Genomic DNA, 23,451 nt, shown 5'->3' on the forward strand with positions numbered 1-23,451 from the left:
TATATTTATAACTTGTTCACAAAGTCGCTAAATATGCATAAAATATTGTGTATTTATTTTTTCCTATGGTTGATTTTTCGAAAAATGTATATAATTATAGTTAAGGTATGAAACTAAAAATTCTATACTCAAATTTTAAAGCTTATAATAATGTTTAGTTTTATTAATTAAAAAGGAGTTGATCATTTGTCTTTCAATTTTATAAAAGATAAAGATAAAAAAATTCATTTCATTGGTATTGGTGGAATCAGTATGAGCGGGCTTGCTGCTGTTTTATTAAATAGCGGGTACAGTGTATCGGGCTCTGACTTTAAAGATTCTCCAATCATTGATAAATTAAGATTTTCAGGTGCTGAAATTTACATAGGTCATAGAAGAGAAAATATTAAAAATGTAGATTTAGTAGTTTATACCGCTGCAATTCCATCTGACAATCCTGAACTTCTAGAGGCTAAGGAAAAAAATATTAAATTAATGGACAGAGCTGAATTCTTAGGACAAATTATGAAGGGGCATAAATACAGTGTTGGAATATCAGGAACCCATGGAAAAACCACATGTACATCCATGCTTTCTCATATAACACTTGCTGGTAATTTAGATCCAACTATCTTAGTTGGTGGTGAATTGGATGCAATAGGAGGAAACTTTAGGATTGGTAATAGTGAATATTTCTTAACTGAAGCTTGTGAATATAAACGTTCATTTTTAAAATTCCCACCTTACGTTGGAATAATTCTAAATATTGATTCAGATCATCTTGATTATTATAAAGATATAGATGAAATTGCTGATACATTTTTACAATTCTCAAGACTTATCCCAGAAGATGGATATCTTGTTGGATATGCTGATGATCAAAGGGTAAATGAAATTTTATCTAAGGCAAATTGTAATACTCTAAGTTATGGATTTAGTGATAATGCTAACTTAACTGCTAAAAACATCTACTTTAATAAAAATGGATGTGCAACTTTTGATGTGTATAGGGACAATAAAAACTTATTCAATATTACTTTAAATGTACCAGGTAGGCATAATATATTAAATGCCCTTGCTTCAATTTGTGTTTCTATTATATTCAATATTTCTGATAATTCCATTATTGAAGGTTTATCAAGCTGCAAAGGAGCACATAAAAGATTTGAATATAAGGGAGAATTAAATGGTGTAACTGTAATAGATGACTATGCTCATCATCCTACAGAGATTAAGGCTACATTGAGTACTGCAAAACAAATGAATCATCATAAAACTTATTGTATTTTTCAACCTCACACTTATACTCGAACAAAAGCCCTATTTGATGAATTTACAGAATGTTTCAACGATGCAGATGAGCTTATATTAATGGACATCTATGCAGCTAGAGAAAAAAATACCGGACTTGTATCTTCTGACGAACTTGGTGATGCCTTAAGAAATAAAGGCTTGAAATGCATTAATGTTCACTCACATGATGAAGCACTTAATTATGTAAAATCAAAACTAGTCTCTGGTGACTTACTACTAACAGTAGGCGCTGGTGATGTAGTTATTGTTGGAGAAAAATATCTAGAATCTTAAATATTTACACTTAATTACTTTGCTAAGCAACTTAGGAGGAATGCTTATGAAAATAGCAATAATTTCAGATATTCATGCTAATGTCTATGCTCTTATTAATCTTTTAGAAGATATTGATATTGAGAAAGTTGACACGATTATTTGCCTTGGCGATTTGGTTGGCTATGGTCCTCATCCTAATGAAGTAATTTCCATGATTAGGAGACGACATATTCTTTGCATAAAAGGAAATTATGATAGTTCTGTAGTTGATAATGAATATTCATATATAAGAGAAACTCCTATTAATGCCTTTTCTCTCCCTTGGACTGCTAAGGAATTGCGAGAAGAAAATAGACTCTTTCTTGCAAATTTACCTACAAATTTAACATTAAATATTGCTAATAGAAGTCTCTTATTTGTTCATGGAAGTCCAGATAAAATAAACGAATATCTTTTAAAAGATGGAGATAATACTTCAGAAGTTATGAGCTCTATTGCTCATGATGTGTTAATTTGTGCACATACACATATACCTGGAATGAAGGAATATAAAAATAAGGTCTATATAAACTCTGGTAGCGTTGGTAAGCCTAAAATTGGCAGACCAAATAGCACTTATTGCATTTTAAATATTAGTAAGGAATATGGAATGAAAGTTCAAATAAAAGAAATTCCTTACGCATATAAAAGAATTATTAAAGATATGACAATGTTAAACTTTCCGAAAGAACTAATCCAAAGTTTTGAAAGTGGCTTAGAGTAGACAAGCGTGCTAAATAAATACTTTTACTATAAAAAAAGCTTTATTTTTTATAATTTTACTATAAAAAGTAAAGCCTTTTTATAGTAAAGTCACCTGTATTTATAAATTATATATTTATTTTATATAATATTTATAATCGTGCTGCCTAAAGCACTAATTTATTATGTATTTCAGGACAGGTACTAAGTTGCATTCACAAAAAAAGTATTGTAAAATCTATTTATTATCAAGGGTAGTAGGTTAAATAAATGATATCTTAATATAATGAAAAAATTTTTTCATTAAGAATATGTTTTAATCACAAGATTAATTATAAAATGGAGGTCATGCAATATGGCAAAATCAATTTTAATTAGAAGTCTTTACAGAAATACTGATGATTTCTTATCAAATGAAATAACAATATCAGGTTGGATAAGAACTTTAAGATCATCTAACGCCTTTGGCTTTATAGAGGTTAATGATGGTTCTTTCTTTAAAAATATTCAAGTGGTTTTTGATGATAAATTAAGCAACTTCAAAGAAATATCTAAATTACCTATAAGTTCATCAATTTCAGTTATCGGTACATTAGTTGCTACTCCTGAAGCAAAACAACCTTTTGAAATTCAGGCTAAGAATATTATCATCGAAGGTATGTCAAACTCTGATTATCCACTTCAAAAAAAGAGACACACCTTTGAATACTTAAGATCAATAGCTCATTTGAGACCTAGAAGTAATGCATTCGCTGCAACTTTTAGAGTTCGTTCTGTTGCTGCCTACGCAATACATAAGTTTTTTCAAGATCAAAACTTCGTGTATACTCATACACCAATAATAACTGGTAGCGATTGTGAAGGTGCTGGAGAAATGTTTAGGGTAACAACTCTTGATCCTAAAACTCCAGAATTAAGCAAAAATGGAAATGTAGATTTTAGCAAAGATTTCTTTGGTAAAGAAACTAACCTTACTGTATCTGGTCAGTTAAATGCGGAGTGTTTTGCCTTAGCATTTAGAAATATCTATACATTTGGACCAACATTCAGAGCAGAGAATTCTAATACTACAAGACATGCTGCTGAATTCTGGATGATTGAACCTGAAATTGCATTTGCAGATTTACAAGACGATATGGAACTTGCTGAAAATATGCTTAAATATGTTATAAAATATGTTATGGATGAATGTCCTGAAGAATTAGAATTCTTTAATCAATTTGTTGACAAAGGTTTATTGGAAAGATTAAACCACGTAGTTTCATCAGATTTTGCTAAGGTTACATATACAGAAGCTGTTGAAATACTAGAAAAGTGTGGAAAGAAATTTGATTACGATGTATCATGGGGTATTGATTTACAAACAGAACATGAAAGATATCTTACTGAAGAGCACTTTAAAAAGCCTCTATTTGTAACAGACTATCCTAAAGATATTAAAGCTTTCTATATGAGATTAAATGATGATGAAAAAACAGTAGCAGCTACTGACCTTTTAGTACCAGGAATCGGAGAAATTATAGGTGGCAGCCAAAGAGAAGAAAGACTAGATGTCCTAAAAAATAGAATGGCCGAATTAAACTTATCTGAAGATGATTACTGGTGGTATTTAGAATTAAGGAAATATGGAGAAACTAAACACGCTGGTTTTGGTTTAGGCTTCGAAAGATTAATTATGTATATAACAGGAATGACTAACATTAGAGATGTAGTTCCATTCCCTAGGACTCCAGGAACTAGCGAATTTTAATTGCTTCATTGTTAATTTTATATTATTTCATAATCTTCAATCCAAAAAGGGCATATCGATTAATACGATAGCCCCTTTTTTTGATTTTCTATTACTATTAACTTAATATATATGCTTCAATAATAAATTTACATTTAAAACTTTAATAAACTAGGCAACAAAATTAGAATGTACGAACTGACTTAAAGCACTATTTATATTAAAGTTTTCTACTTTGTATTCCGCTTGAATATCTTTATATGGTGATTATACCTATATATATGTATATGCACTTTATTTTATCTGTAATCTATGCCTGAATATTCATATGTATGTCTTTTATATGGCAATTAATACAATATTAACTTATAAAAACATTATACGTACTAATAATACTTAAAATTGTATATATTGTATTGCTTATCTATACAATACACGTATTATAATTCATGTATTCGTATAATTTTATTTATAAAATTAATTAAGGAGATAACCAAAATCTGATTATCCCCTTAAATCTAATTCATTTTTATACTATTACTTATTATCTTCTTCAAATTTTCTCATGAATTCTACTAAATCCTTAACACCTTCAATTGGCATAGCATTATATATGCTTGCTCTCATGCCACCAACTGTTCTATGTCCTTTTAGGTTTTCAAAACCTGCTGCTTTAGCTTCTTTTACAAATTTAGCATCTAGTTCATCTGAACCAGTTACAAATGGCACATTCATTAGAGAACGATCTTTCTTTACAACAGTTCCTTTAAACATACTACTTGAATCAAGAAAATCATATAGAATAGAAGCCTTTTCTTCATTAATTTTCCTCATAGCTTCTAATCCGCCCTTGTTTTTAATCCAGTTAAATACTTTTCCACAGATATATATTCCATATGCTGGCGGTGTGTTATATAGTGAATTATTATCTGCGTGGATTTTATATTTCAACATTGTTGGAGTACCTGGTAATACATCATCTGTAATTAAATCTTCACGAATTATTACTACAACAACCCCAGCTGGTCCTGCATTCTTTTGTACTCCTGCGAATATTAGTCCATATTTTGATACATCTACTGGCTCAGATAAGAAATCTGATGACATATCTGCCACTAGGATTTTATCTCCAACGTTTGGTAATTCTTTATACGTAGTTCCATAGATTGTATTGTTATGACATATGTAAACATAGTCTGCATCATCTGAAACCTTTAAACCTTTTAAATCTGGTATATATGAAAAAGTTTTATCCTCTGAAGATGCTAATATATTAACTTTTCCAAATATTTTTGCTTCTGATGCTGCTTTTTTTGCCCATTGCCCTGTAATAATATGATCCACAACTCTATTTTTCATTAGATTCATCGGAATCATTGCAAATTGTTGTGACGCCCCACCTTGAAGGAATAATACCTTATAGTTATCCGGAATATTCATTAATTCTCTTAATGTCTTTTCAGCATCTGTGATGATTCCCTCGAATGCTTTAGAACGATGACTCATCTCCATAACTGACATGCCTGTCCCCTTATAGTCTAACATTTCCTCCGCTGCTTCTCTTAGAACTGCCTCCGGTAATACAGCTGGTCCTGCTGAAAAATTATAAACTCTTGACATTAAAAAAGCCCCCTTTGATATTTTTATTTGTAATCTATAATATTATAACACAATTTAAATATCAAGTAACAAAATTATCATTTATTGATATAAAAAGTTAATGCAATTATATACACTCAAATCTGCTAAAATGCTGACTTTATTATTAATATTAGTTTAGTATTATATATTAAATCTATTGTATAAAAATCCACTTATCAGACTTACTTTCTAAATTAATAGTTAGTTCTATTTTTTAATAGATGTTAAGCAAAATAATATTTTTTTCTTATAATACTATAAATACATTAATTTTACTGATATACTACTATTATGTTTAATATTTAACTGAGAATTATGTTGTAAATTGTACTATAAGCAAACATTTGAGGAGAAGGTAATATGAGATTAATTCCAATTGAATGTGTAAAACCAAATACAGTTATTGGTAAGACATTATATGATTCTGATGGTAGAGTATTAGTAAGAGCTGGGATGGCCTTAAGCGAAAGAATTATTTTCAAAATAAAGGATTTGAATATTTTATCAATATATATAATTGATGAATTTAGTTCTGATGAAATTGAAGATATTATTAAGCCTGAATTAAGACAAAAAGCAATTTTAACAATAAAGGAAGCTTTTTCAAATATAAACAGACTTACTGTTGCTGACAAGTTTTCAAAAAAAGAGTCAATATATTTTAATAGCATTGAGTCTATGGCTGAAGATTTGATTGAGAATGTTCTAAATAATAAAAGTGTATTGCTTTCACTAATAGATATAAGAAGCATGGATAACTATATTTACTCCCATTCTGTGAACGTTGCTGTAATATCACTCGTTCTTGGAATTGCATTAAAGCTTCCAAAAAGACAACTTCAATATCTTTCTATTGGAGCCTTACTTCATGATGTTGGGAAAACATTTATTCCAAAAGAAATTCTTATGAAAGAAGAAGAACTAACGGATGAAGAAAATACCATATTAGACCAACATCCTATCATCGGATATAAATATTTATCAGAATCTTATAATCTGAGCGCTAATAGCAAAATAATAACACTACAACATCATGAAAGACCTGATGGATTAGGTTACCCTAGTAAGCTAAATAATAATGAGATAAATACCTTAAGTAAAATTGTAAGTATTGCTAACGCATATGACTCTTTATCAACCGGAAGACCTAATAAAAAAGCAATGTTTCCGAGTGATGTTCTTGAATATTTAATGTCTAATGCAGGCAAAAAGTTTGACTATGAAATTGTTAATATATTCTGCAAAATTGTAATTCCTTTCTCAAAAGGAACTTTAGTTGACCTAAGTAATGGTGAAATAGCTGTTGTGCAAGAAACTATACCTAACTTCCCACTAAGGCCTATTGTAAAAATTCTTAAAAGTTCTAAACCTGATAGAGTTAACACTGAAATTAATTTGATAAGTGAAACTTCAGTAGTTATATCAAATATAAGATATGAATTATAAAATAATCAATATTAAGATTTTAATTGAATAATATTGTTAAGTTATTTGGTTATACTAATCATTGGAGGCGATTTTATGAAAGATATACTATATCTTGTAATTCCCTGCTACAATGAAGAAGAGGTTTTACATGAAACCGGTAAAAGGTTGCTAGTAAAAATTAACACCATGATTTCAAATAACTTAATATCTAATAAGAGCAAAATACTTTTTGTTAATGATGGTTCAAAAGATAAAACTTGGAGCATAATTAATGATCTTCATTCTAAAAACAATATATTTTCAGGCATTAATCTTTCAAGAAATAGAGGCCACCAGAATGCTTTACTTGCTGGACTCATGGTTGCTAAAGATTATTCAGATATGACTATATCATTAGATGCAGATTTACAAGATGATATAGATGTCATAGATAAATTTGTAGAAAAATATTATGATGGGTGCGATATTGTTTATGGCGTAAGATCCGCTAGAGAAACTGATACTTTTTTTAAGAGAACAACTGCCTTAGGTTTTTATAAATTAATGCGTATTCTCGGTGTAGATATGATCTATAATCATGCAGATTATAGACTTATGAGCAAACGTGTTGTAGAAGGGCTAAGTCAATATAAAGAAGTCAATTTATTTCTTCGTGGAATGATCCCATTAATAGGTTATAAATATTCAGTTGTTGAATATGAACGTCATGAGAGATTTGCTGGTGAATCTAAATATCCTCTTAAAAAGATGATTGCTTTTGCCTTAGACGGAATTACATCCTTTAGCATAAAGCCTATAAGGTTAATAACGCTCCTTGGCTTTACTATATTTTTTGCTGGAGGCATAGCATTAATTTATACTCTTATAGTTAAAATTTTAGGGCGTACAGTTACTGGATGGACTTCATTAACCCTTTCCATTTGGGTACTTGGCGGAGTGCAACTCTTATCTCTTGGCGTAATAGGAGAATATATCGGAAAAATATATAATGAAGCTAAACAAAGACCTCGATATATTATTTCAGATAAATTAATCAATACAGATAAAGAAAATAAATAATATAAAGATGACAATACATAATTTAATTAATCTATGTACTGTCATCTCTATATTATTATTTTTTTATAGACTTGGATATATTAATATTAAGATCTGATACTGATATAATTCCCTTTTTTCTAAGCATCTGCACGTTCTCAAGTATTTCATTAAACGATATAATATTTTCTTTAGTAACTTTTATTTTTAAAGATGCTTTTCTCTTTTTATATTTATACGTACTAAAATTTCTATTAATTACTCTAGTAATCATAAATCTATCTCCTATAAAAAAATATCTCATGATAGATTTATCGTATTAAATATATTACTCTTTATTTCTTTTTAGTAAAAATTTGTATTAAAATTAAATGCTGAATAGGACTTACATTGAAAGTTTGTTACTTTTTCGATATGTATTTATTTCCCTCTATATAAAATCTCCATGGAAAATCTATTGCTTCTTCTGCATAATCTATTCCGATTCTTTTCGTTTCCACTATTTTAAACGTATCTTTTTCTCCTTCTTCTATATAAAAATCGCCTTCCTCGTATAACCTTTTATAGTTTTCCGATTTATCTATTGAAAATGCAATGCACAGTTTTGATGGCCCATTTGTAATTGCCTTTTTCTTTGTTTCTGAAAGTTCATCATAATTTTGATTAAACCTTTTTTTTGCAAGATAATCAAATTCATTTAACGGTTCCAATGCTCTTATTAGAACTCCCTCTCCCTTATCCTCTATTCCACTTATAACATTAAAACAATAGTATTTTCCATAAATAAAATAAACATAAGAAATGCCACCTTCTCTAAATAAAGGTTCAGTTCTTTCAGTCCTCCTTCCATTATAAGCATGCGATGCCTTATCTATTTCTCCTATATACGCTTCTGTTTCAACAATTTTAGCTCTTAGGATTACTCCATCAACTTTTCTTATAATAATTTTTCCCAAAAGCTCTTTTGCTAAAATTAATGCACCTTGTTTATAAAATTCTTTATTTAAAATCAAGCTTCATTCACCTAACTTTCACTATAAGTAATATAACTTATGTTGTGATATATTGGCTTATTTTATTACTCTAAAATTTATCCACATAGTTCAAATAATAATCCACAACTTTTTTAATTATACCCACACATTTGTGGATATTTTTAAAAACATCTTCTGTTAATATTACAATTCTATAGTAACAATTTGATCTCTTTTTATACTTTCTTTAACATCTATTATTCTTTGATTAGTTGAACCTCTAAACTTAAGTCCATCTGACATCTTACATTCTTCGAATCTTCCATCTACAAGAACATCAATATTGTTTAATAAATCTCTCCAGCCTAATCTAGAATCCTTATTTTCTAAAATATATTCATAAGTATATCCTGTATAGCTCCAAATATTTAAACCTTTTTTTCTAAATTCCTTTGCCATATATGCAAATTTATCTGCCTGTTCCCACGGATCTCCTCCACTAAATGTTACTCCCTTTATAATTTCATTATTTAATGTATCACTAACTAATTCATCTATATCTCTTTGCTCTCCGCCATAAAAATCATGAGTATCAGGATTAAAACAACTTTTACAGTTATGCTTACAACCTTGTGAAAAAAATACTCTCCTTATACCGGGCCCATTAACTAAACTCTCATATGCTATTCCTGCTAATCTTATAGTCTTTTCCATTAAACTTACACTTCTTTCTCATCAATCTATTTATATACATTCTATTGGATAATTAATTATAACGTAAGTATAATCACATTTACAAATCACCTGCATATTACACCTATCTTGAATTTGAATTATATACCTTAAGCATTTACATGCTTATTTGTATAAAAAAATGCAGAGTCTTAAAGACCCTGCATTTTCACTCTTTATATTATAATTAACTATTTGCTTTAACGTAATTAAGTCTTCCGCCTTCTTTAATAACAGCAATTTCTTTCTCTGTTAAATCAACTGTAGCGTCAAACTCAGTTCCCTTAGTTAAGTTCTTAACTTTAACTATTCCTGATTCTAAAGCTGCTTGAATGTCTTCCATCTTCAAGTCATCAGTTAACTCAATCTTGTCATAATCAGCTTCATTCTTAAAATCCATAGGAACTATTCCATTGTTTATTAAGTTAGCTTTATGAATTCTTGCAAATGATTTAGCTATAACCGCCTTAACTCCTAAGTATAATGGTGCAAGTGCTGCATGTTCTCTACTTGAACCTTGTCCGTAATTTCCTCCAGCGATTATAAATCCACCATTAAATTCCTTAGCTCTCTTAGGGAATTCTGTGTCAACTGTGTTGAAGCAGTATTCTGCAAGGTAAGGTATATTTGATCTAAATGGCAATAACTTAGAATTCGAAGGCATAATATGGTCAGTTGTAATATTATCTTCAACCTTTATTAATACTTTACCATCTAATTCTTCAGCTAATGGTTTGCTTACTGGGAATGGTTTAATATTTGGTCCTCTAACAACTTCAACTTCAGCATTTGTTGGTGCTGGCGCTAAAATCATAGAATCATCTATTAAAAATTCCTTAGGCATATCTATTGTTAAATCTACATCCACTTCAGTTGGATCAGTTAAAACTCCATTTATAGCTGAAACCGCTGCAGTTTCAGGACTTACTATATATACTTGTGCTGATAATGTTCCACTTCTACCATAGAAATTTCTATTTACTGTTCTAAGTGAAACTTCATCACTTCCCGGTGATTGTCCCATACCAATACATGGTCCACAACCATTTTCAAGTATTCTTGCTCCCGCACTGATTATATCTGCTAATGCCCCATTTCTAGCTATCATTTCCATAACCTGTCTTGATCCTGGCCCAATTACTAAGCTAACATCTGGATGTACTTTTTTACCTTTTAATATCTTAGCAACCTTCATTAAATCTTCATAAGAAGAGTTAGTACAGCTTCCTATAACTACTTGGTTAACTTTAATCTTGCCAACTTCGCTAACCTTAGCTACATTATCAGGGCTGTGTGGCTTAGCAGTAAGTGGTGTTAATTCATTTAAATTAATTGTTACTACTTCATCATATACAGCATCTGCATCTGGCTTAAATTCTATAAAGTCTTCTTCTCTTCCTTGTGCCTTAAAGAATTCTAAAGTTCTTTCGTCACTTGGGAAAATCGAAGTTGTAGCTCCAAGTTCTGCTCCCATATTAGTTATAGTTGCTCTTTCAGGAACTGAAAGTGTTTTAACTCCTTCACCAGCGTATTCAAATACCTTCCCTACTCCACCTTTAACAGTTAATACTCTTAGGACTTCTAATATAACGTCTTTAGCTGCTACCATTTTATTCAATTTTCCAGTAAGCTCAATCTTAACTACCTTAGGAGTATTAATATTATAAGCTCCGCCTCCCATAGCAAGAGCAACGTCTAATCCACCAGCTCCCATAGCAAGCATACCAACACCACCTGCTGTTGGTGTATGGCTATCAGAACCTATTAATGTATCTCCTGGAGTTGAAAATCTTTCTAAGAATATTTGATGGCATATTCCGTTACCTGGTTTTGAGAAATATACTCCATACTTAGATGCAACTGTTTGAATGAACTTATGATCGTCTGCATTTTCAAAACCTTGTTGTAACATATTATGATCTATAAATGCTACTGATTTCTTTGTCTTAACTCTATCTATTCCCATAGCTTCTAATTGAAGATATGCCATTGTTCCTGTTGAATCTTGAGTCAACGTTTGATCAATCTTTAATGCTATAGGCTCTCCTGCTTTTAATTCACCTTCAACAATGTGGCTTTTTAAAATCTTATAAACTAAATTATCTCCCACGTCTAATCCCCCTGTTATTGCTTATTTTTTTCTTCTAATTGTCTATGATACTCTTTATATAATTGAACTACTTCTTTATCAAATAAAGTTCTCTTTAATCTAACTGATGTAGCTCTTACAAGTTCAAGTATTCCTTTTGCTTCATCCTCTGTTAGTTCTCTATTATATTCTCTAAATTTATTTATTATTGAAGCTCTTCCTGAATGCTTTCCTATAACAATTTGTCTTTCAAGTCCAACTATATCTGGATCAAATGCTTCATAATTCTTAGGATCTTTTATTGCTCCATCTGCATGAATTCCCGATTCATGTGCAAACATATTAGTTCCAACGATAGCTTTCCAGATTGGAAGTTCTCTTCCTGATGCCCTTGATACATATTGTGATACTTCTCTAAACATTTGCGTATTTATTGCTTCACCATTATATCCGTAAACAAGCATTAATGCCATTATAACTTCTTCTAATGCTGCATTACCCGCTCTTTCTCCAAGACCATTTACAGTTACTCCAACATGGGTTGCTCCACCTTTAATACCTGCTACAGCATTAGCTGTTGCCATTCCAAAATCATCATGAGTATGCATTTCTATATCAAAGCCTGTTTTATCATATATATATTTAATATCATCTCTAATTTTAAATGGCTCCATAATTCCTACAGTATCACAATATCTAAATCTATCTGCACCTGCTTGTTTAGCTGCATTAATATATTCAACTAAAAAGTCCTTATCTGCTCTAGATGCATCTTCCCCGTTAACAGATACATAAAGACCATTTTTCTTTGCAAATTCTACAGATTTAACCATGCTTTCTAATACCCATTCTCTAGATGTTTTAAGTTTATGTTGAATGTGTATATCTGATACTGATATTGATATAGCAACTGCATCAACTCCGCAATCTATTGATTGTTCTATATCGCTAACTACAGCTCTATTCCATGCCATAATACTAGATTTTAAATTTCTTTTTACAATTTCTTTTATAGCCTTCTTTTCGTCCCCACCCATTGTAGGAATTCCTACTTCTAGTTGGTCAACACCTAAGTCACTTAACATTTCTGCTATTACTATTTTTTCCTCATTAGCAAAAACTACCCCTGCTGTTTGCTCACCATCTCTAAGAGTAGTATCTACTATAGAAACTTTTTTGTTAGTTTTTAAATTACTAACTGTCATTGCAATCCCCCCATTTATATAATTTTCTTATTACTTAAAGCATATTTTTAATAAATTAACATTTTTACTGTATATTTATAATATCATATATTAATAAATCTATACAAGATTTATTTTATTTTTTTGCAACGAAACAGCCACTCTCCTTCATGTATTTTCAAATTTTAATTGTTTTTAACGAAAATACTCTGAATTATTGCAAGTTTTTTTTTCGATGTTGCAATACATTGATAAATTAACAGTTCATTTTCTTTAACAAAATTACCCACCACATTTAGTACTTATACCAAATAGTTACATCATATTCGCCTTTAATTTCATTAATATATTAAAGTTTACTTTTTATGTATCTATTTTTTAATAATTCTTATAGAAAATATGTTTTTTCAATACTTCCTTAATATATATTTCGATAATAAATTTACATTTAAAACCTAGTAGCAAAGTAATCAATTAATACTATAATGTAGAAACCTGATTAAAACATATATTTTTTTAAATAAAAAAGAAGATGAAATTAATAAATTCATCCTCTTTTTTATATATTATAATTTATAGATTAAGAAACTATTACCTATACATTGTATTTTTTAGTAATGGTGCACATGTCTCTCAGTATGTGATATTCTATCTTCTCTTTCATGATACTTTCCAGCACCAAATCTTTCATCTAAACTTAAATAGCCTGTAACTCTTGATATTCCTTGAATATTCTGACTACCACATTTCGGACACTTGTTTTCATTGTTTTGAAGATAAGTACCACATTCTCTACAATATCTTATATGAAAATTAATTCCCATATAACTAATATTAGTATTTTTATATGCATAATTTATTATATCCATTATTGTTTCTGCATCTGGTGTGTCATCTACTTCAATATAACTTATATGCCCACCATTGCAAAGTTTATGATACGGTGCTTCAATATCAATCTTATCTTTAATAGATATTGGATAAGAAACTGGTATATGATAACTATTTGTATAATACTCCTTATCAGTTACTCCTTTTATTAATCCAAATATCTTTTGATCTTGCTTTATAAACTTGCCTGAAAGGCCTTCTGCCGGAGTAGCGTAACAACTCCAATTTAATTTATATTCTTCTGTAAGCCTATCGCAATATTGCCTTATATGTTCAACAATCCTTATTCCCAATTTTCTTGCTTCTTCATCTTCACCATGATGCTTTCCAATTAAAGCTAATAAGGTTTCCGCAACACCTATGAATCCTATTCCCCAAGTTCCTTGCTTTAATATTGGCTCTATAGAATCATCAGGTTTTAATCCTTCTGATCCTTTCATAAGTCCTTGGCCTGCAACAAAAGGTAAATCTTTAACTCTTAGATTCTTTAAAATCTCATATCTATGCATTAAAGAATCTTTTGCTAATTCTAATCTTGCATCTAATATATTGAAAAACTTATTTATATCACTTTTGGCCTGTAGCGCTATTCTTGGAAGATTGAGAGTTGTAGGTGCTATATTTCCTCTTCCTTTACAACCAGGTTCACCATTTATATTTTTCATAAGATAAGTTCTACATCCCATTGTAGCCGGAACATAGCCTTTATCATAATATTCCTTATTAAAATCTGCATCGATATTCATGAAAGTTGGATTCATCCTCTTTGCAGCCACTCTACATGCTAGTTTATATAAATAAAAGTATTGATCGCTCTCTTCTCTATTAACGCCTGATTTAACTCTAAAAATTATGTTAGGAAAAATTGGTTGTTCACCCTTACCTAACCCCTTTTCATATTCTAGAAGAAAAACTTCACATACTAATGCCGCATCTAAACTTGTAGGTAAGCCAATATTAATTGAACTAAATGGTACTTGAGATCCTGCTCTAGAATGCATTGTATTAAGATTATAAACTACACCTTGCATTGCTTGTTGTACTTTTTTTCTTACTCTCTTTTCTACCATAGCTTCTAGCTTTTCTTCTGATACACCTAGTTCCAATAATTCTTCTCTAATTTCATCTCTAGTTGGCTCTACAAATATAGCCATATCATTATCAAAGTCTGGATGAGATTGACCACCAAACATATCATTTTGAGTTGATTGTAATAATATACATGACAATTCAGCCGCAGTTTCAATTCTCTTAGGAGCATTGATTGTTCCATATCCAGTATTAAATCCATTTTCTAATATCTCTTTTGTTGGTATATGCAAGCAGTTTACAGTTAAATTATAGCTATCTAAGTCATGATAATATAAATCACCATTCTCATGAGCCTTTGCTAAGTTCTTTGGCATAGTAGCTAGTGTATTCCACTTATTTGATTCAGATGCTATTCTTAATAACTTAGAACTGAAATTATTTCCTACATTTGCGTTATCCCTATCAGTCTCAACTCCAATTTGTCTTATAGCCTTCATTAAGTCTGACTTTATATCTCTAACCTTAGTTCTTTCACTTCTGTATGCTGAATAAGCGACTGCTATATCCTTGTGTCCCTCATCTCTTAATGCCTTCTCCACAAAATTTTGTATTTGTTCTACAGTTATAGTCTTTTTATACTCTTCTTCTATATAAGTAATCACCTTATGTACAGTATCTAGAACTTGACTTTCTTTCAAATTTAAACCGATTTCACTAGCTGATCCTTTAATTGCTTGAGCTATTTTATCTGAATTAAATTCTACTTCTCTTCCATCGCGTTTCACAACATATAGCATTATTATTCCCTCCATGGCACAATATATAGTATTTTTACTACCGTACTATTATACTGTATTAGGTATTCATTAGCAATACTTCTAATTTTTTATTTTTAAACCACTAGATTTTAATTATCTTAATTTACATCCTATTATCTTTCGATTTATCTAATTTTTAAGACTTTTTATATTTGACTTATTATAGATAATCTTTATTGTTGTAATTTACTATGATTTCAAGTATTTTTTCATAATAACCTATAATAAAATTATTATATATATGTTTTAAAAAGTTCAATTTATCAAATTTTATTGTAAAGTATCATTTTATACAAGCCAAATAATTTTATAAAGAAATAATTTATTTTTTTGATTTATATTATATAAATTATCTCTTTAGTAATTAATAGGAAATGTAATTTTTACAAATAGTGTTATAATTAAACTAAGACTATACATTTCTAGGAGGAAATAAGATGGATAAAATAGCATTAATAACTGATAGTGCTTCTGATTTGGATACAAATTTCGTAATAGAAAATAATATTAAGATAGTCCCGTTTAAAATTATATTCTCTGACAGAGAATATATTGATGGAATAGATATAACTCCCCAAATTCTATATGAATATTTACCAAAGGAAATTCCTAAAACTTCCTTACCTAGTGTAGATAATTTTACATCTGCTTTAAAACAAGTGAAAAATCAAGGATATACACATGCAATTATTATAACAATATCAAGTGGTCTTTCTGGTGCTTATAACTCTGCAAGACTTGCATCTGAGAATATCCCTGAAGTAAAGACTTTTGTATTTGATTCTATGACTTTAACTATGTCAGAAGGAGCTATGGTTGTTGAAACACTAAACCTAATAAAGCAAGGAAAATCTTTTGAAGAAATAGTAAAAACTTTACCTAGTTTTAGAAATAAGATTGACGTGTTTTTTACAATAGATACACTAGAATACCTAATAAAAGGAGGTAGAATTGGTAAAGTTGCTGGAACTATAGCAGGTGTACTTAATCTTAAACCTATTATTACTGTTGGTGATGATGGCATATATCATACGGTTTGTAAAATCAGAGGCATAAATCAGTGTATATCTAAATTAACAAATATATTAATAAATTATCTAGAAAACCATAAATGTAAAGTTTGGATCTTAGATGGGAATGCTCCCGAAAAATCCAAAATGCTTTACGATTCTATAAAAGACCTTCCTAATTTAATCGAATGTACCTTAGGAGGATCAATAGGACCTGCTCTTGGAGTTCATACCGGACCTGGTCTTGTTGGATTTATAGTTGAAAGATTAGATTAATCCAGAAACATCTATATTAACTATTTTATTTGCAATCAAAGAGCTAAGTATTAAAACTTATATTTTTTTATTTAGCTCTAAAATCTTTTATAAGTATACTTCCTTTCCTACTTGTAAATAATATTAACAAAGAAATCTTCACTGAAGGGACTGTTTTGTTATTATGAAAGATTTTATATTAGATTCAACCTATAAAGATGCTACTATTGTTAATAGAAATGATGATATCTTTACCATTTCATCAAGTAGATTACCAAATAGTACAATCCCGCATCACTCTATAAATTTGATTAATACTAGATCAAATTCTCATTCCAATTTAAGCAATAATAACAAATTTAATACATATAATCTAATTGACTATCTATAATAATAGGTATAAAATAGTATAAGTGTAATATATTTATAATGTGCTAGGGGAGCCGAGAGGCTGAGATTTGATATTCATAAACCCTTAAAACCTGATCTAGTTAATTCTAGCGTAGGGAATGCAACCTCTTAAAAATTTAAAACTATTTATTGGGTTGATAATCTCCGAGCACAATTAAGGAGGTTTTTTTTATGTCAATTTTTAATGATTGGATTGAACAATTTTCTAAACTCTTTCAGAATTTCTCACAAAACATTCAAGATATCCTTGCAAGTCCAATGTCCATTATAACTTTGTTAGGATGCATTTTACTACTTATAGTACTAGCTAAGGCAAGAAAGATAAAATTCACTCCAGAACTAATTGCTAGAATTGGTATAGCATTAGCGTTAGCCACTATATTAAAAATGCTAAGATTATATCATTTCCCTCAAGGTGGCAGCATAACTCTAGGGAGCATGATACCAGTATTACTTATCGCATTTATATATGGCCCTGAAGTTGGATGTTTAACAGGATTTCTTTATGGCGTCATAACCCTAATACTGGATCCATATATACTACATCCTGTTCAAGTTTTATTTGACTATCCGTTACCCTTTACGGCATTAGGTCTTGCTGGATTCTTCAAGCAAAAAAAGTTAGTTGGAGTAAGTATTGCAGTACTGGTCAGATTTTTGTGTCATCTTATTTCTGGTATAGTTTTCTTTGGATCATTTGCCCCAGAAGGAATGTCTCCGGTGGTTTATTCCTTACTTGTTAATGGTCCGATGGTTGGAATAGAAGGAATCATATGCCTAGTAATCCTAGCCGTTCTTCCTATAGAAAGAATTTTTCATGCATCATCAGTAAATACCATTTCAAATTAGCTACTATATAAAACAATTTATATATATTGCAATTAAGTTTCTACATTTTAGTAGTAATTAAGCATTTGACTTATTAGGGTTTAAATTTATTACTGTAAGATATATAGAATAAAAATAGGATTAATTTTGTTTTATAAAACAAAATTAATCCTATTTTTGATCAAATAATATACACTATTATTTATAAGTGATTCATTTTAGACGTTTTAGTTGTATCTGCAATTAAATTTTATTCTTCTATTTCAATTGCATTTACCGGACAGCTTTCTTCTGCTTCTTTTGCCTCATCTACGCAACCTTCTGGAACTTCATCAACTATAGCTCCTGCTTTTCCATCATCCTGCATATCAAAGCACTCTGGGCATATGGATGGACATAAGCCGCAAGCTATACAAGTATCTTTATCTACTTTTGGTTTCATAGTTTATTTCATCTCCTCTAATATCAAATTACAAACTTATTATTTCCTAAGAAATATTAAGTTATGTATATTTAATAATATAATTTAAAATAATGAAATAAATATATTTTAAGGAAAAGGCGTTTTCTATTAATATAATCCTTCAAATATTAGTGAATATAATGGATTTTCTTTAACGTATTCCTCTGCTTTTCCTTGCTCTAATGCTTCTGTAAGTTCAATATTAATTGGTAGTTCTCCTATTAAAGGAACTCCAAGATACTCTGCATTCTCTTCTGAGGACTTTCTACTAAATACTCTTATCTTTTTATCACAATCAGGACAGTTTATGTATGCCATATTTTCTACTACCCCTTTAATTTTTATACCCATCTTTTGTGCCATAATAACAACTTTCTTAACTATCATAGATACCATATCCTGTGGTGTAGATACTATTACAATTTCATCAATAGGAAATTCCTGCATTACAGTTAAAGCAATATCTCCTGTACCCGGTGGCATATCTATAAGTAAATAATCAAGTTCTTCCCAATTAGTTTCTACAAACATCTGCTTTAATACTCCTGTAATCACTGGCCCTCTCCAAATTACAGGCTCATCTTCTACAGCAGTTAAAAGATTCATGGAAATTACTTTTATCCCGCTTTCCGTTTCCACTGGTTCAAATTTAACCATATCATTTTCTAATGGAATTATTTTAGCTCTCTTATTATTAACTCCAAAAAATCTAGGCATAGATGGACCTGTAATATCTGCATCTAACACTCCTACTTTATATCCTTTCTTAGATAACATACTTGCCATCATTCCAGTAATAGTTGATTTACCAACTCCACCTTTTCCACTTATAATCCCTATGACATTTTTAATACTTCCATATCTGGATGTCAATTTTAAGCTTTCTTCACTACATCCTGTTTCTTTAGATTGACATGTGTCTTTACTTTTACAATTTTCACAACTCATTTATATATGCTCCTTTACTTACCAATCTTGTGGGGCTTTATTAGGCTCACTTATTTTGATATCCCAGTCTTTATAATTATATTCTGCTGTTATATAGTAGCTTTCAAAAGAATTATCCTTTTTATTATCTACTGTTATTAGTGTTTTGAAAACAGTGCTATTATATCCTCTATTTTTCACTTTAATTATTGTATCAAAATCTTCATAATTATTATTTACTAAATCAACACTAGGTAAAGTTTTGTTCAAACTTTTCTTAAAATCTTCTAAATCCACAGAAAATATGTATTTCAAGCAATCTGTATCTCCAGATATGTTAACGCCAACTTTATTTCCATTAGATAAGCTATCTTTTTTCTTATCAATAACTTTTAATATTGATTGATAATATATATAATTAAAATCTCTTGGTTTTCTTATGAACGAAAGATTTTGCATTATTGTATTCTCTAAATTTTTAGGTACTGAAAACGCCTTATCGTCATCATAAAAGTTTCCTGTCCCATGTTCGTTAGCGCCAACTACATACTGATACTTTCTAACCTCATCTCCAGTACATACCTCAAAAATATAATCTGGATCTAATGAGCTTTTCTTTGAAACTTCACTTCCGTCTGATAAAATCTTGTAAATATCATCTATGGCTTTAGGATCATTAACTACAAACCTAAATCCACTATCTCTAACGCTTTGTATAATAATTTTATCTACTTTATTCTGTTTTATATACTCAAATTGTTGATTTTTAAGATTCATTTTAACTTCTATATTATCAATGAAGCTACAACCTGAGAGCATCATACTAGAGACTACTACCAATGGTAAAACTATCGTTAAAAATTTATTGTTTCTCAATGTTCCTCTTCGCTCCTTTGAAAATCTTGTGGTTATTAAATACAACAATACCAATCACCAAAGTAAATATTGCGATAAATTGTGATGTTGATAGAATCCCGACATTTCCTCTCGGATCATCTCTTAAAAATTCCACTAAAAATCTACCTATGCTATATACTATTAAATATAGTCCCACTATCTTTCCCGCTTGTTTTTCTTTTTTACCATAATACAAAAGTATAAATCCTAGTAAAAAATCAAATATTGATGAATAAATTTGTGTTGGATGTACATGTATTCCTGCTGGTGCTAAGGATCCCCTTGGAAATGTAACACCTATTGGCAACTTAGTTTCTGCTCCATAACAACATCCAGCTAGAAAACATCCAATTCTACCAAAGCCTTGAGCTATCGCAAGACCCGGAACTGTCATATCTAACATTTGAACAATATTCCATGACTTTTTCTTAGAATATAAATACATGGCTAGGGCTCCTCCGCCTATGGCACCATATATAACAAATCCATATCCAAAGTTCAGTAATATGCTTGGCTCTTTGATAATATCTTTAAATTCAGTTATTATAAATAATCCTTTTCCACCAAGCACTCCACCTATTACAGCTAAAATTACTAAATTTAATAAAGAATCCTCATCATAACCTTTTTTCTTTCCTTTATTTATAAATATAGCAGCTGCAACTATTATTCCAATTGCAATCATTAATCCATAACTCTTTATTTGTATCCCAAATATCTCAAATAATATTATCCTCATTGCTCGCCTCCAAACGTCAAATAAGTATCAAGGAGAAGCTATCCTGGCCTCTCCTTGATACTTAAATTATAATACTTATGCTTATCCTTGGCAAATCTTATTTAAATCTATCAACTCAGCATTAATACAATTATATGTTTTATACTAAACATATAATGTAGTCATCTCACATCAACCACTTATAAATCCTAGAACTTTATATGGGATAAATTGGTTGACATTAATTTTGAGATGATTTAATACTTGAAATAATAGTATTTAAAATAGTCTTCATATTTTCCTTATAATCCTTTGACTTAAGATTAAATAATATCTTCGCTGTTTTACCTTCTCCTAAATCTAGATAATAGCATTCATTATTAAAATCATACCCATTCTTTACTTTTGTTTCATACTTAACTAATACCCCAGAATTATAGGAATTTTTAAAAGGTGTTAATTCTGAATTATAATATTCTAAACATTGATTATTTAAATCTTTTTCAGCAAACACATTTATATCCTCTTTTGTATTTACTACTTGCAATAAACCAGTAAGCTTATTATTTTTGTCTTTAAAATCTAATTCATAACTCACATATTGCCCTTTACTTTCTTTTTCATCCACATTCCATTCACTTGGCAGAGATATAACATATTTATTATCGTCAAAAGAATATTCTTTAAATTTGCTTATTCCCTGATCCATAAGAATTACCTGTTCGAAATTTTCTTTAAAGAAGCCCTGGGTTATGACCAGTATCAACATCAATGATAACAATATTGACGTAACAATCAATTGCTTCTTATTCATAACGACGTTCTCTATCTAGCCGGAATTACGATCGAAGAATTTTTAAAATCATAGAACATTAACCAATATCCCTTACCATCATTACTATCATTAGTCCATGTTACGAAACCTGTTCTTCCACCATATGGTTGATCATTTTTTTCTTTGCTTCCTGGTATTGCGTATATAATGTATTGCATTTCTCCATCTTTATTGCACTTATATCCCAATAAGAAATGACCTGCTTTACTAATATAAGGGTAATAATTTAACATCGGATAATATGCTAATGTATATTTATTATAATTCGAATCATTTGATAAATCTTCTATGCCATTCACAATGATTTTATACCATTTACAGAAATTTATATCATTTAACTTTCCAATAAATGGTTCAAAATCTTGTGCTAGCTTTTCAAAGTACTTACCTATATCTCCACTTATAGCGAATCCTTGATTTGAAGTATTTTGATTATTACTATTTACATTTGATGTATCTCCCATATTTAAGTCTAGCTGTCCCATGCCTCCAGTTTCACCGCTAGTCTCTGGCTGTCCCATTGTTCCTGTCTGATTCATTCCAGTATTTGATGATGTTTGATCTGTTCCAGTATTAGTACTTGTCTGGTTCATAGCTCCTGTATTAGTCTGATTTAATGAGTTTCCTGACCATGGTTGCCACATTGTTCCTGTATCAAATTGGTCCATTCCAGAATTTGAATTAACTTGTTCCATCGACTCCCCTGTACCAGTAGTATTCATAGTAGATGTATCATTTGCTCCAGTAGCTCCACCTAAATTTCCTTGCTGAATATTATTTTCATATTCATCAAAATCTATTATGTCCATTCTATCTGAAGCATCTACGTCATTGAATTTATCCAATTTAAAGTTTTCTTCTATTCTTCTGGAACTAACTTGCACATTATTTATATCCTGATTGTCATTTCTACATTTCTTTTCCAGTTTAAACTTCTTCCATTTAGAATTATGGTTCTTCTTATCCTTTATAAATCCATATACTATAACATCCTCATACATGTGATGACTTACTTTTAGATCTATTACTCCATCATAAGTATCCAATTTCTTAGATATATTACCAATTACATAATCTACATCTTCTTCTTTTTCAAAATAGTCATACTTATCATATTCATTGTACTTATCATGCTTGTCATCTTTATAACATTTATTGTACTTATCGTATTTATCTTCTTTACCATATTTGTCATGCTTATCGCATTTATCATATTTATCTTCTTTGTCACATTTGTCATGTTTATCGCATTTATCATATTT

General features: G+C 29.8%; 19 protein-coding genes, 1 pseudogene and 1 riboswitch. Of the genes and pseudogenes, 7 read left to right on the forward strand and 13 right to left on the reverse strand.

The window, feature by feature from the left end:
- Positions 1–186 precede the first annotated feature (186 nt).
- The 3 genes from murC to asnS all read left to right on the forward strand — a co-directional run bounded on the left by murC (position 187) and on the right by asnS (position 4,039).
- On the forward strand, positions 187–1,566 hold the full coding sequence (gene murC, locus T483_RS0127265; protein ID WP_026889671.1) for a UDP-N-acetylmuramate--L-alanine ligase: 1,380 nt from the start codon (positions 187–189) through the stop codon (positions 1,564–1,566).
- A gap of 46 nt (positions 1,567–1,612) precedes the next feature.
- A complete protein-coding gene (locus T483_RS0127270) occupies positions 1,613–2,311 on the forward strand; it encodes a metallophosphoesterase family protein (RefSeq protein WP_026889672.1) in 699 nt (232 codons plus the stop codon).
- Positions 2,312–2,644: 333 nt separating this feature from the next.
- The gene (gene asnS, locus T483_RS0127275) at positions 2,645–4,039 is read left to right on the forward strand and encodes an asparagine--tRNA ligase (RefSeq protein WP_026889673.1); all 1,395 of its coding nucleotides are present in this window, start codon (positions 2,645–2,647) and stop codon (positions 4,037–4,039) included.
- Between the two features lie 516 nt (positions 4,040–4,555).
- Here the strand turns inward: asnS and serC are convergent.
- Positions 4,556–5,638 (reverse strand): 3-phosphoserine/phosphohydroxythreonine transaminase, encoded by a 1,083-nt coding sequence (gene serC / locus T483_RS0127280; RefSeq protein WP_026889674.1) that lies wholly within the window; start codon positions 5,636–5,638, stop codon positions 4,556–4,558.
- 381 nt (positions 5,639–6,019) lie between these two features.
- Here serC and T483_RS0127285 point away from each other — a divergent pair, with 381 nt between their 5' ends.
- Both T483_RS0127285 and T483_RS0127290 read left to right on the forward strand, forming a co-directional pair.
- Positions 6,020–7,105, forward strand: a complete 1,086-nt coding sequence (locus tag T483_RS0127285; protein WP_026889675.1) for an HD-GYP domain-containing protein — start codon at positions 6,020–6,022, stop codon at positions 7,103–7,105.
- A 75-nt stretch (positions 7,106–7,180) separates the two neighbouring features.
- Positions 7,181–8,146, forward strand: coding sequence for a glycosyltransferase family 2 protein (locus tag T483_RS0127290; RefSeq protein ID WP_026889676.1), 966 nt, complete (start codon positions 7,181–7,183; stop codon positions 8,144–8,146).
- A gap of 55 nt (positions 8,147–8,201) precedes the next feature.
- On the opposite strand, the gene T483_RS0127295 is transcribed toward T483_RS0127290, so the two are convergent.
- The 6 genes from T483_RS0127295 to T483_RS0127320 form a co-directional block, all read right to left on the reverse strand.
- Positions 8,202–8,399, reverse strand: coding sequence for a hypothetical protein (locus T483_RS0127295; protein WP_026889677.1), 198 nt, complete (start codon positions 8,397–8,399; stop codon positions 8,202–8,204).
- 127 nt (positions 8,400–8,526) lie between these two features.
- The gene (locus tag T483_RS0127300) at positions 8,527–9,138 is read right to left on the reverse strand and encodes a DNA-3-methyladenine glycosylase (protein WP_026889678.1); all 612 of its coding nucleotides are present in this window, start codon (positions 9,136–9,138) and stop codon (positions 8,527–8,529) included.
- Positions 9,139–9,303: 165 nt separating this feature from the next.
- The gene (gene nrdG / locus T483_RS0127305; RefSeq protein ID WP_026889679.1) at positions 9,304–9,813 is read right to left on the reverse strand and encodes an anaerobic ribonucleoside-triphosphate reductase activating protein; all 510 of its coding nucleotides are present in this window, start codon (positions 9,811–9,813) and stop codon (positions 9,304–9,306) included.
- Between the two features lie 205 nt (positions 9,814–10,018).
- A complete protein-coding gene (locus T483_RS0127310) occupies positions 10,019–11,941 on the reverse strand; it encodes an aconitate hydratase (protein WP_026889680.1) in 1,923 nt (640 codons plus the stop codon).
- A 14-nt stretch (positions 11,942–11,955) separates the two neighbouring features.
- Positions 11,956–13,125, reverse strand: coding sequence for a homocitrate synthase (nifV, locus tag T483_RS0127315; RefSeq protein ID WP_026889681.1), 1,170 nt, complete (start codon positions 13,123–13,125; stop codon positions 11,956–11,958).
- A gap of 590 nt (positions 13,126–13,715) precedes the next feature.
- Positions 13,716–15,824 (reverse strand): anaerobic ribonucleoside triphosphate reductase, encoded by a 2,109-nt coding sequence (locus T483_RS0127320; protein ID WP_026889682.1) that lies wholly within the window; start codon positions 15,822–15,824, stop codon positions 13,716–13,718.
- Positions 15,825–16,282: 458 nt separating this feature from the next.
- Between T483_RS0127320 and T483_RS0127325 the strand changes: the two genes are divergently transcribed.
- Both T483_RS0127325 and thiT read left to right on the forward strand, forming a co-directional pair.
- Positions 16,283–17,131: a DegV family protein gene (locus tag T483_RS0127325; protein WP_026889683.1), complete on the forward strand. Its 849-nt coding sequence runs from the start codon at positions 16,283–16,285 to the stop codon at positions 17,129–17,131.
- 405 nt (positions 17,132–17,536) lie between these two features.
- A riboswitch (TPP riboswitch) is annotated at positions 17,537–17,637 on the forward strand.
- A 55-nt stretch (positions 17,638–17,692) separates the two neighbouring features.
- On the forward strand, positions 17,693–18,370 hold the full coding sequence (gene thiT, locus T483_RS0127330) for an energy-coupled thiamine transporter ThiT (RefSeq protein WP_026889684.1): 678 nt from the start codon (positions 17,693–17,695) through the stop codon (positions 18,368–18,370).
- Between the two features lie 229 nt (positions 18,371–18,599).
- Here thiT and T483_RS0127335 read toward each other — a convergent pair whose 3' ends face one another.
- From T483_RS0127335 to T483_RS29915, 6 genes and pseudogenes are all read right to left on the reverse strand, one after another.
- Positions 18,600–18,791 carry a ferredoxin gene (locus T483_RS0127335; RefSeq protein ID WP_011967430.1) on the reverse strand — a complete coding sequence of 64 codons (192 nt, stop codon included), beginning with the start codon at positions 18,789–18,791 and terminating at the stop codon, positions 18,600–18,602.
- 129 nt (positions 18,792–18,920) lie between these two features.
- The gene (locus T483_RS0127340; protein ID WP_026889685.1) at positions 18,921–19,760 is read right to left on the reverse strand and encodes an Mrp/NBP35 family ATP-binding protein; all 840 of its coding nucleotides are present in this window, start codon (positions 19,758–19,760) and stop codon (positions 18,921–18,923) included.
- Positions 19,761–19,778: 18 nt separating this feature from the next.
- A complete protein-coding gene (locus T483_RS0127345) occupies positions 19,779–20,615 on the reverse strand; it encodes a hypothetical protein (RefSeq protein WP_026889686.1) in 837 nt (278 codons plus the stop codon).
- Positions 20,602–21,375 carry a prolipoprotein diacylglyceryl transferase gene (locus tag T483_RS0127350; protein ID WP_026889687.1) on the reverse strand — a complete coding sequence of 258 codons (774 nt, stop codon included), beginning with the start codon at positions 21,373–21,375 and terminating at the stop codon, positions 20,602–20,604. Before T483_RS0127350 ends, T483_RS0127345 begins: the two co-directional genes overlap by 14 nt.
- Positions 21,376–21,595: 220 nt before the next feature.
- On the reverse strand, positions 21,596–22,168 hold the full coding sequence (locus tag T483_RS0127355; RefSeq protein ID WP_026889688.1) for a hypothetical protein: 573 nt from the start codon (positions 22,166–22,168) through the stop codon (positions 21,596–21,598).
- Positions 22,169–22,179: 11 nt separating this feature from the next.
- Positions 22,180–23,451: pseudogene (locus T483_RS29915) on the reverse strand (hypothetical protein); the annotation flags it as partial.

This window comes from Clostridium beijerinckii HUN142 (assembly GCF_000621745.1).
Classification (GTDB): domain Bacteria; phylum Bacillota; class Clostridia; order Clostridiales; family Clostridiaceae; genus Clostridium; species Clostridium beijerinckii_A.

Bases quoted from the DNA above. Each gene is read 5' to 3' on its own strand.
- T483_RS0127270 (WP_026889672.1), top strand. From the start codon at position 1,613: ATGAAAATAGCAATAATTTCAGATATTCATGCTAATGTCTATGCTCTT.
- asnS (WP_026889673.1), top strand. From the start codon at position 2,645: ATGGCAAAATCAATTTTAATTAGAAGTCTTTACAGAAATACTGATGAT.
- serC (WP_026889674.1), bottom strand. From the start codon at position 5,638: ATGTCAAGAGTTTATAATTTTTCAGCAGGACCAGCTGTATTACCGGAG.
- T483_RS0127285 (WP_026889675.1), top strand. From the start codon at position 6,020: ATGAGATTAATTCCAATTGAATGTGTAAAACCAAATACAGTTATTGGT.
- T483_RS0127290 (WP_026889676.1), top strand. From the start codon at position 7,181: ATGAAAGATATACTATATCTTGTAATTCCCTGCTACAATGAAGAAGAG.
- T483_RS0127295 (WP_026889677.1), bottom strand. From the start codon at position 8,399: ATGATTACTAGAGTAATTAATAGAAATTTTAGTACGTATAAATATAAA.
- nrdG (WP_026889679.1), bottom strand. From the start codon at position 9,813: ATGGAAAAGACTATAAGATTAGCAGGAATAGCATATGAGAGTTTAGTT.
- nifV (WP_026889681.1), bottom strand. From the start codon at position 13,125: ATGACAGTTAGTAATTTAAAAACTAACAAAAAAGTTTCTATAGTAGAT.
- T483_RS0127320 (WP_026889682.1), bottom strand. From the start codon at position 15,824: ATGCTATATGTTGTGAAACGCGATGGAAGAGAAGTAGAATTTAATTCA.
- T483_RS0127325 (WP_026889683.1), top strand. From the start codon at position 16,283: ATGGATAAAATAGCATTAATAACTGATAGTGCTTCTGATTTGGATACA.
- thiT (WP_026889684.1), top strand. From the start codon at position 17,693: ATGTCAATTTTTAATGATTGGATTGAACAATTTTCTAAACTCTTTCAG.
- T483_RS0127335 (WP_011967430.1), bottom strand. From the start codon at position 18,791: ATGAAACCAAAAGTAGATAAAGATACTTGTATAGCTTGCGGCTTATGT.
- T483_RS0127340 (WP_026889685.1), bottom strand. From the start codon at position 19,760: ATGAGTTGTGAAAATTGTAAAAGTAAAGACACATGTCAATCTAAAGAA.
- T483_RS0127350 (WP_026889687.1), bottom strand. From the start codon at position 21,375: ATGAGGATAATATTATTTGAGATATTTGGGATACAAATAAAGAGTTAT.
- T483_RS0127355 (WP_026889688.1), bottom strand. From the start codon at position 22,168: ATGAATAAGAAGCAATTGATTGTTACGTCAATATTGTTATCATTGATG.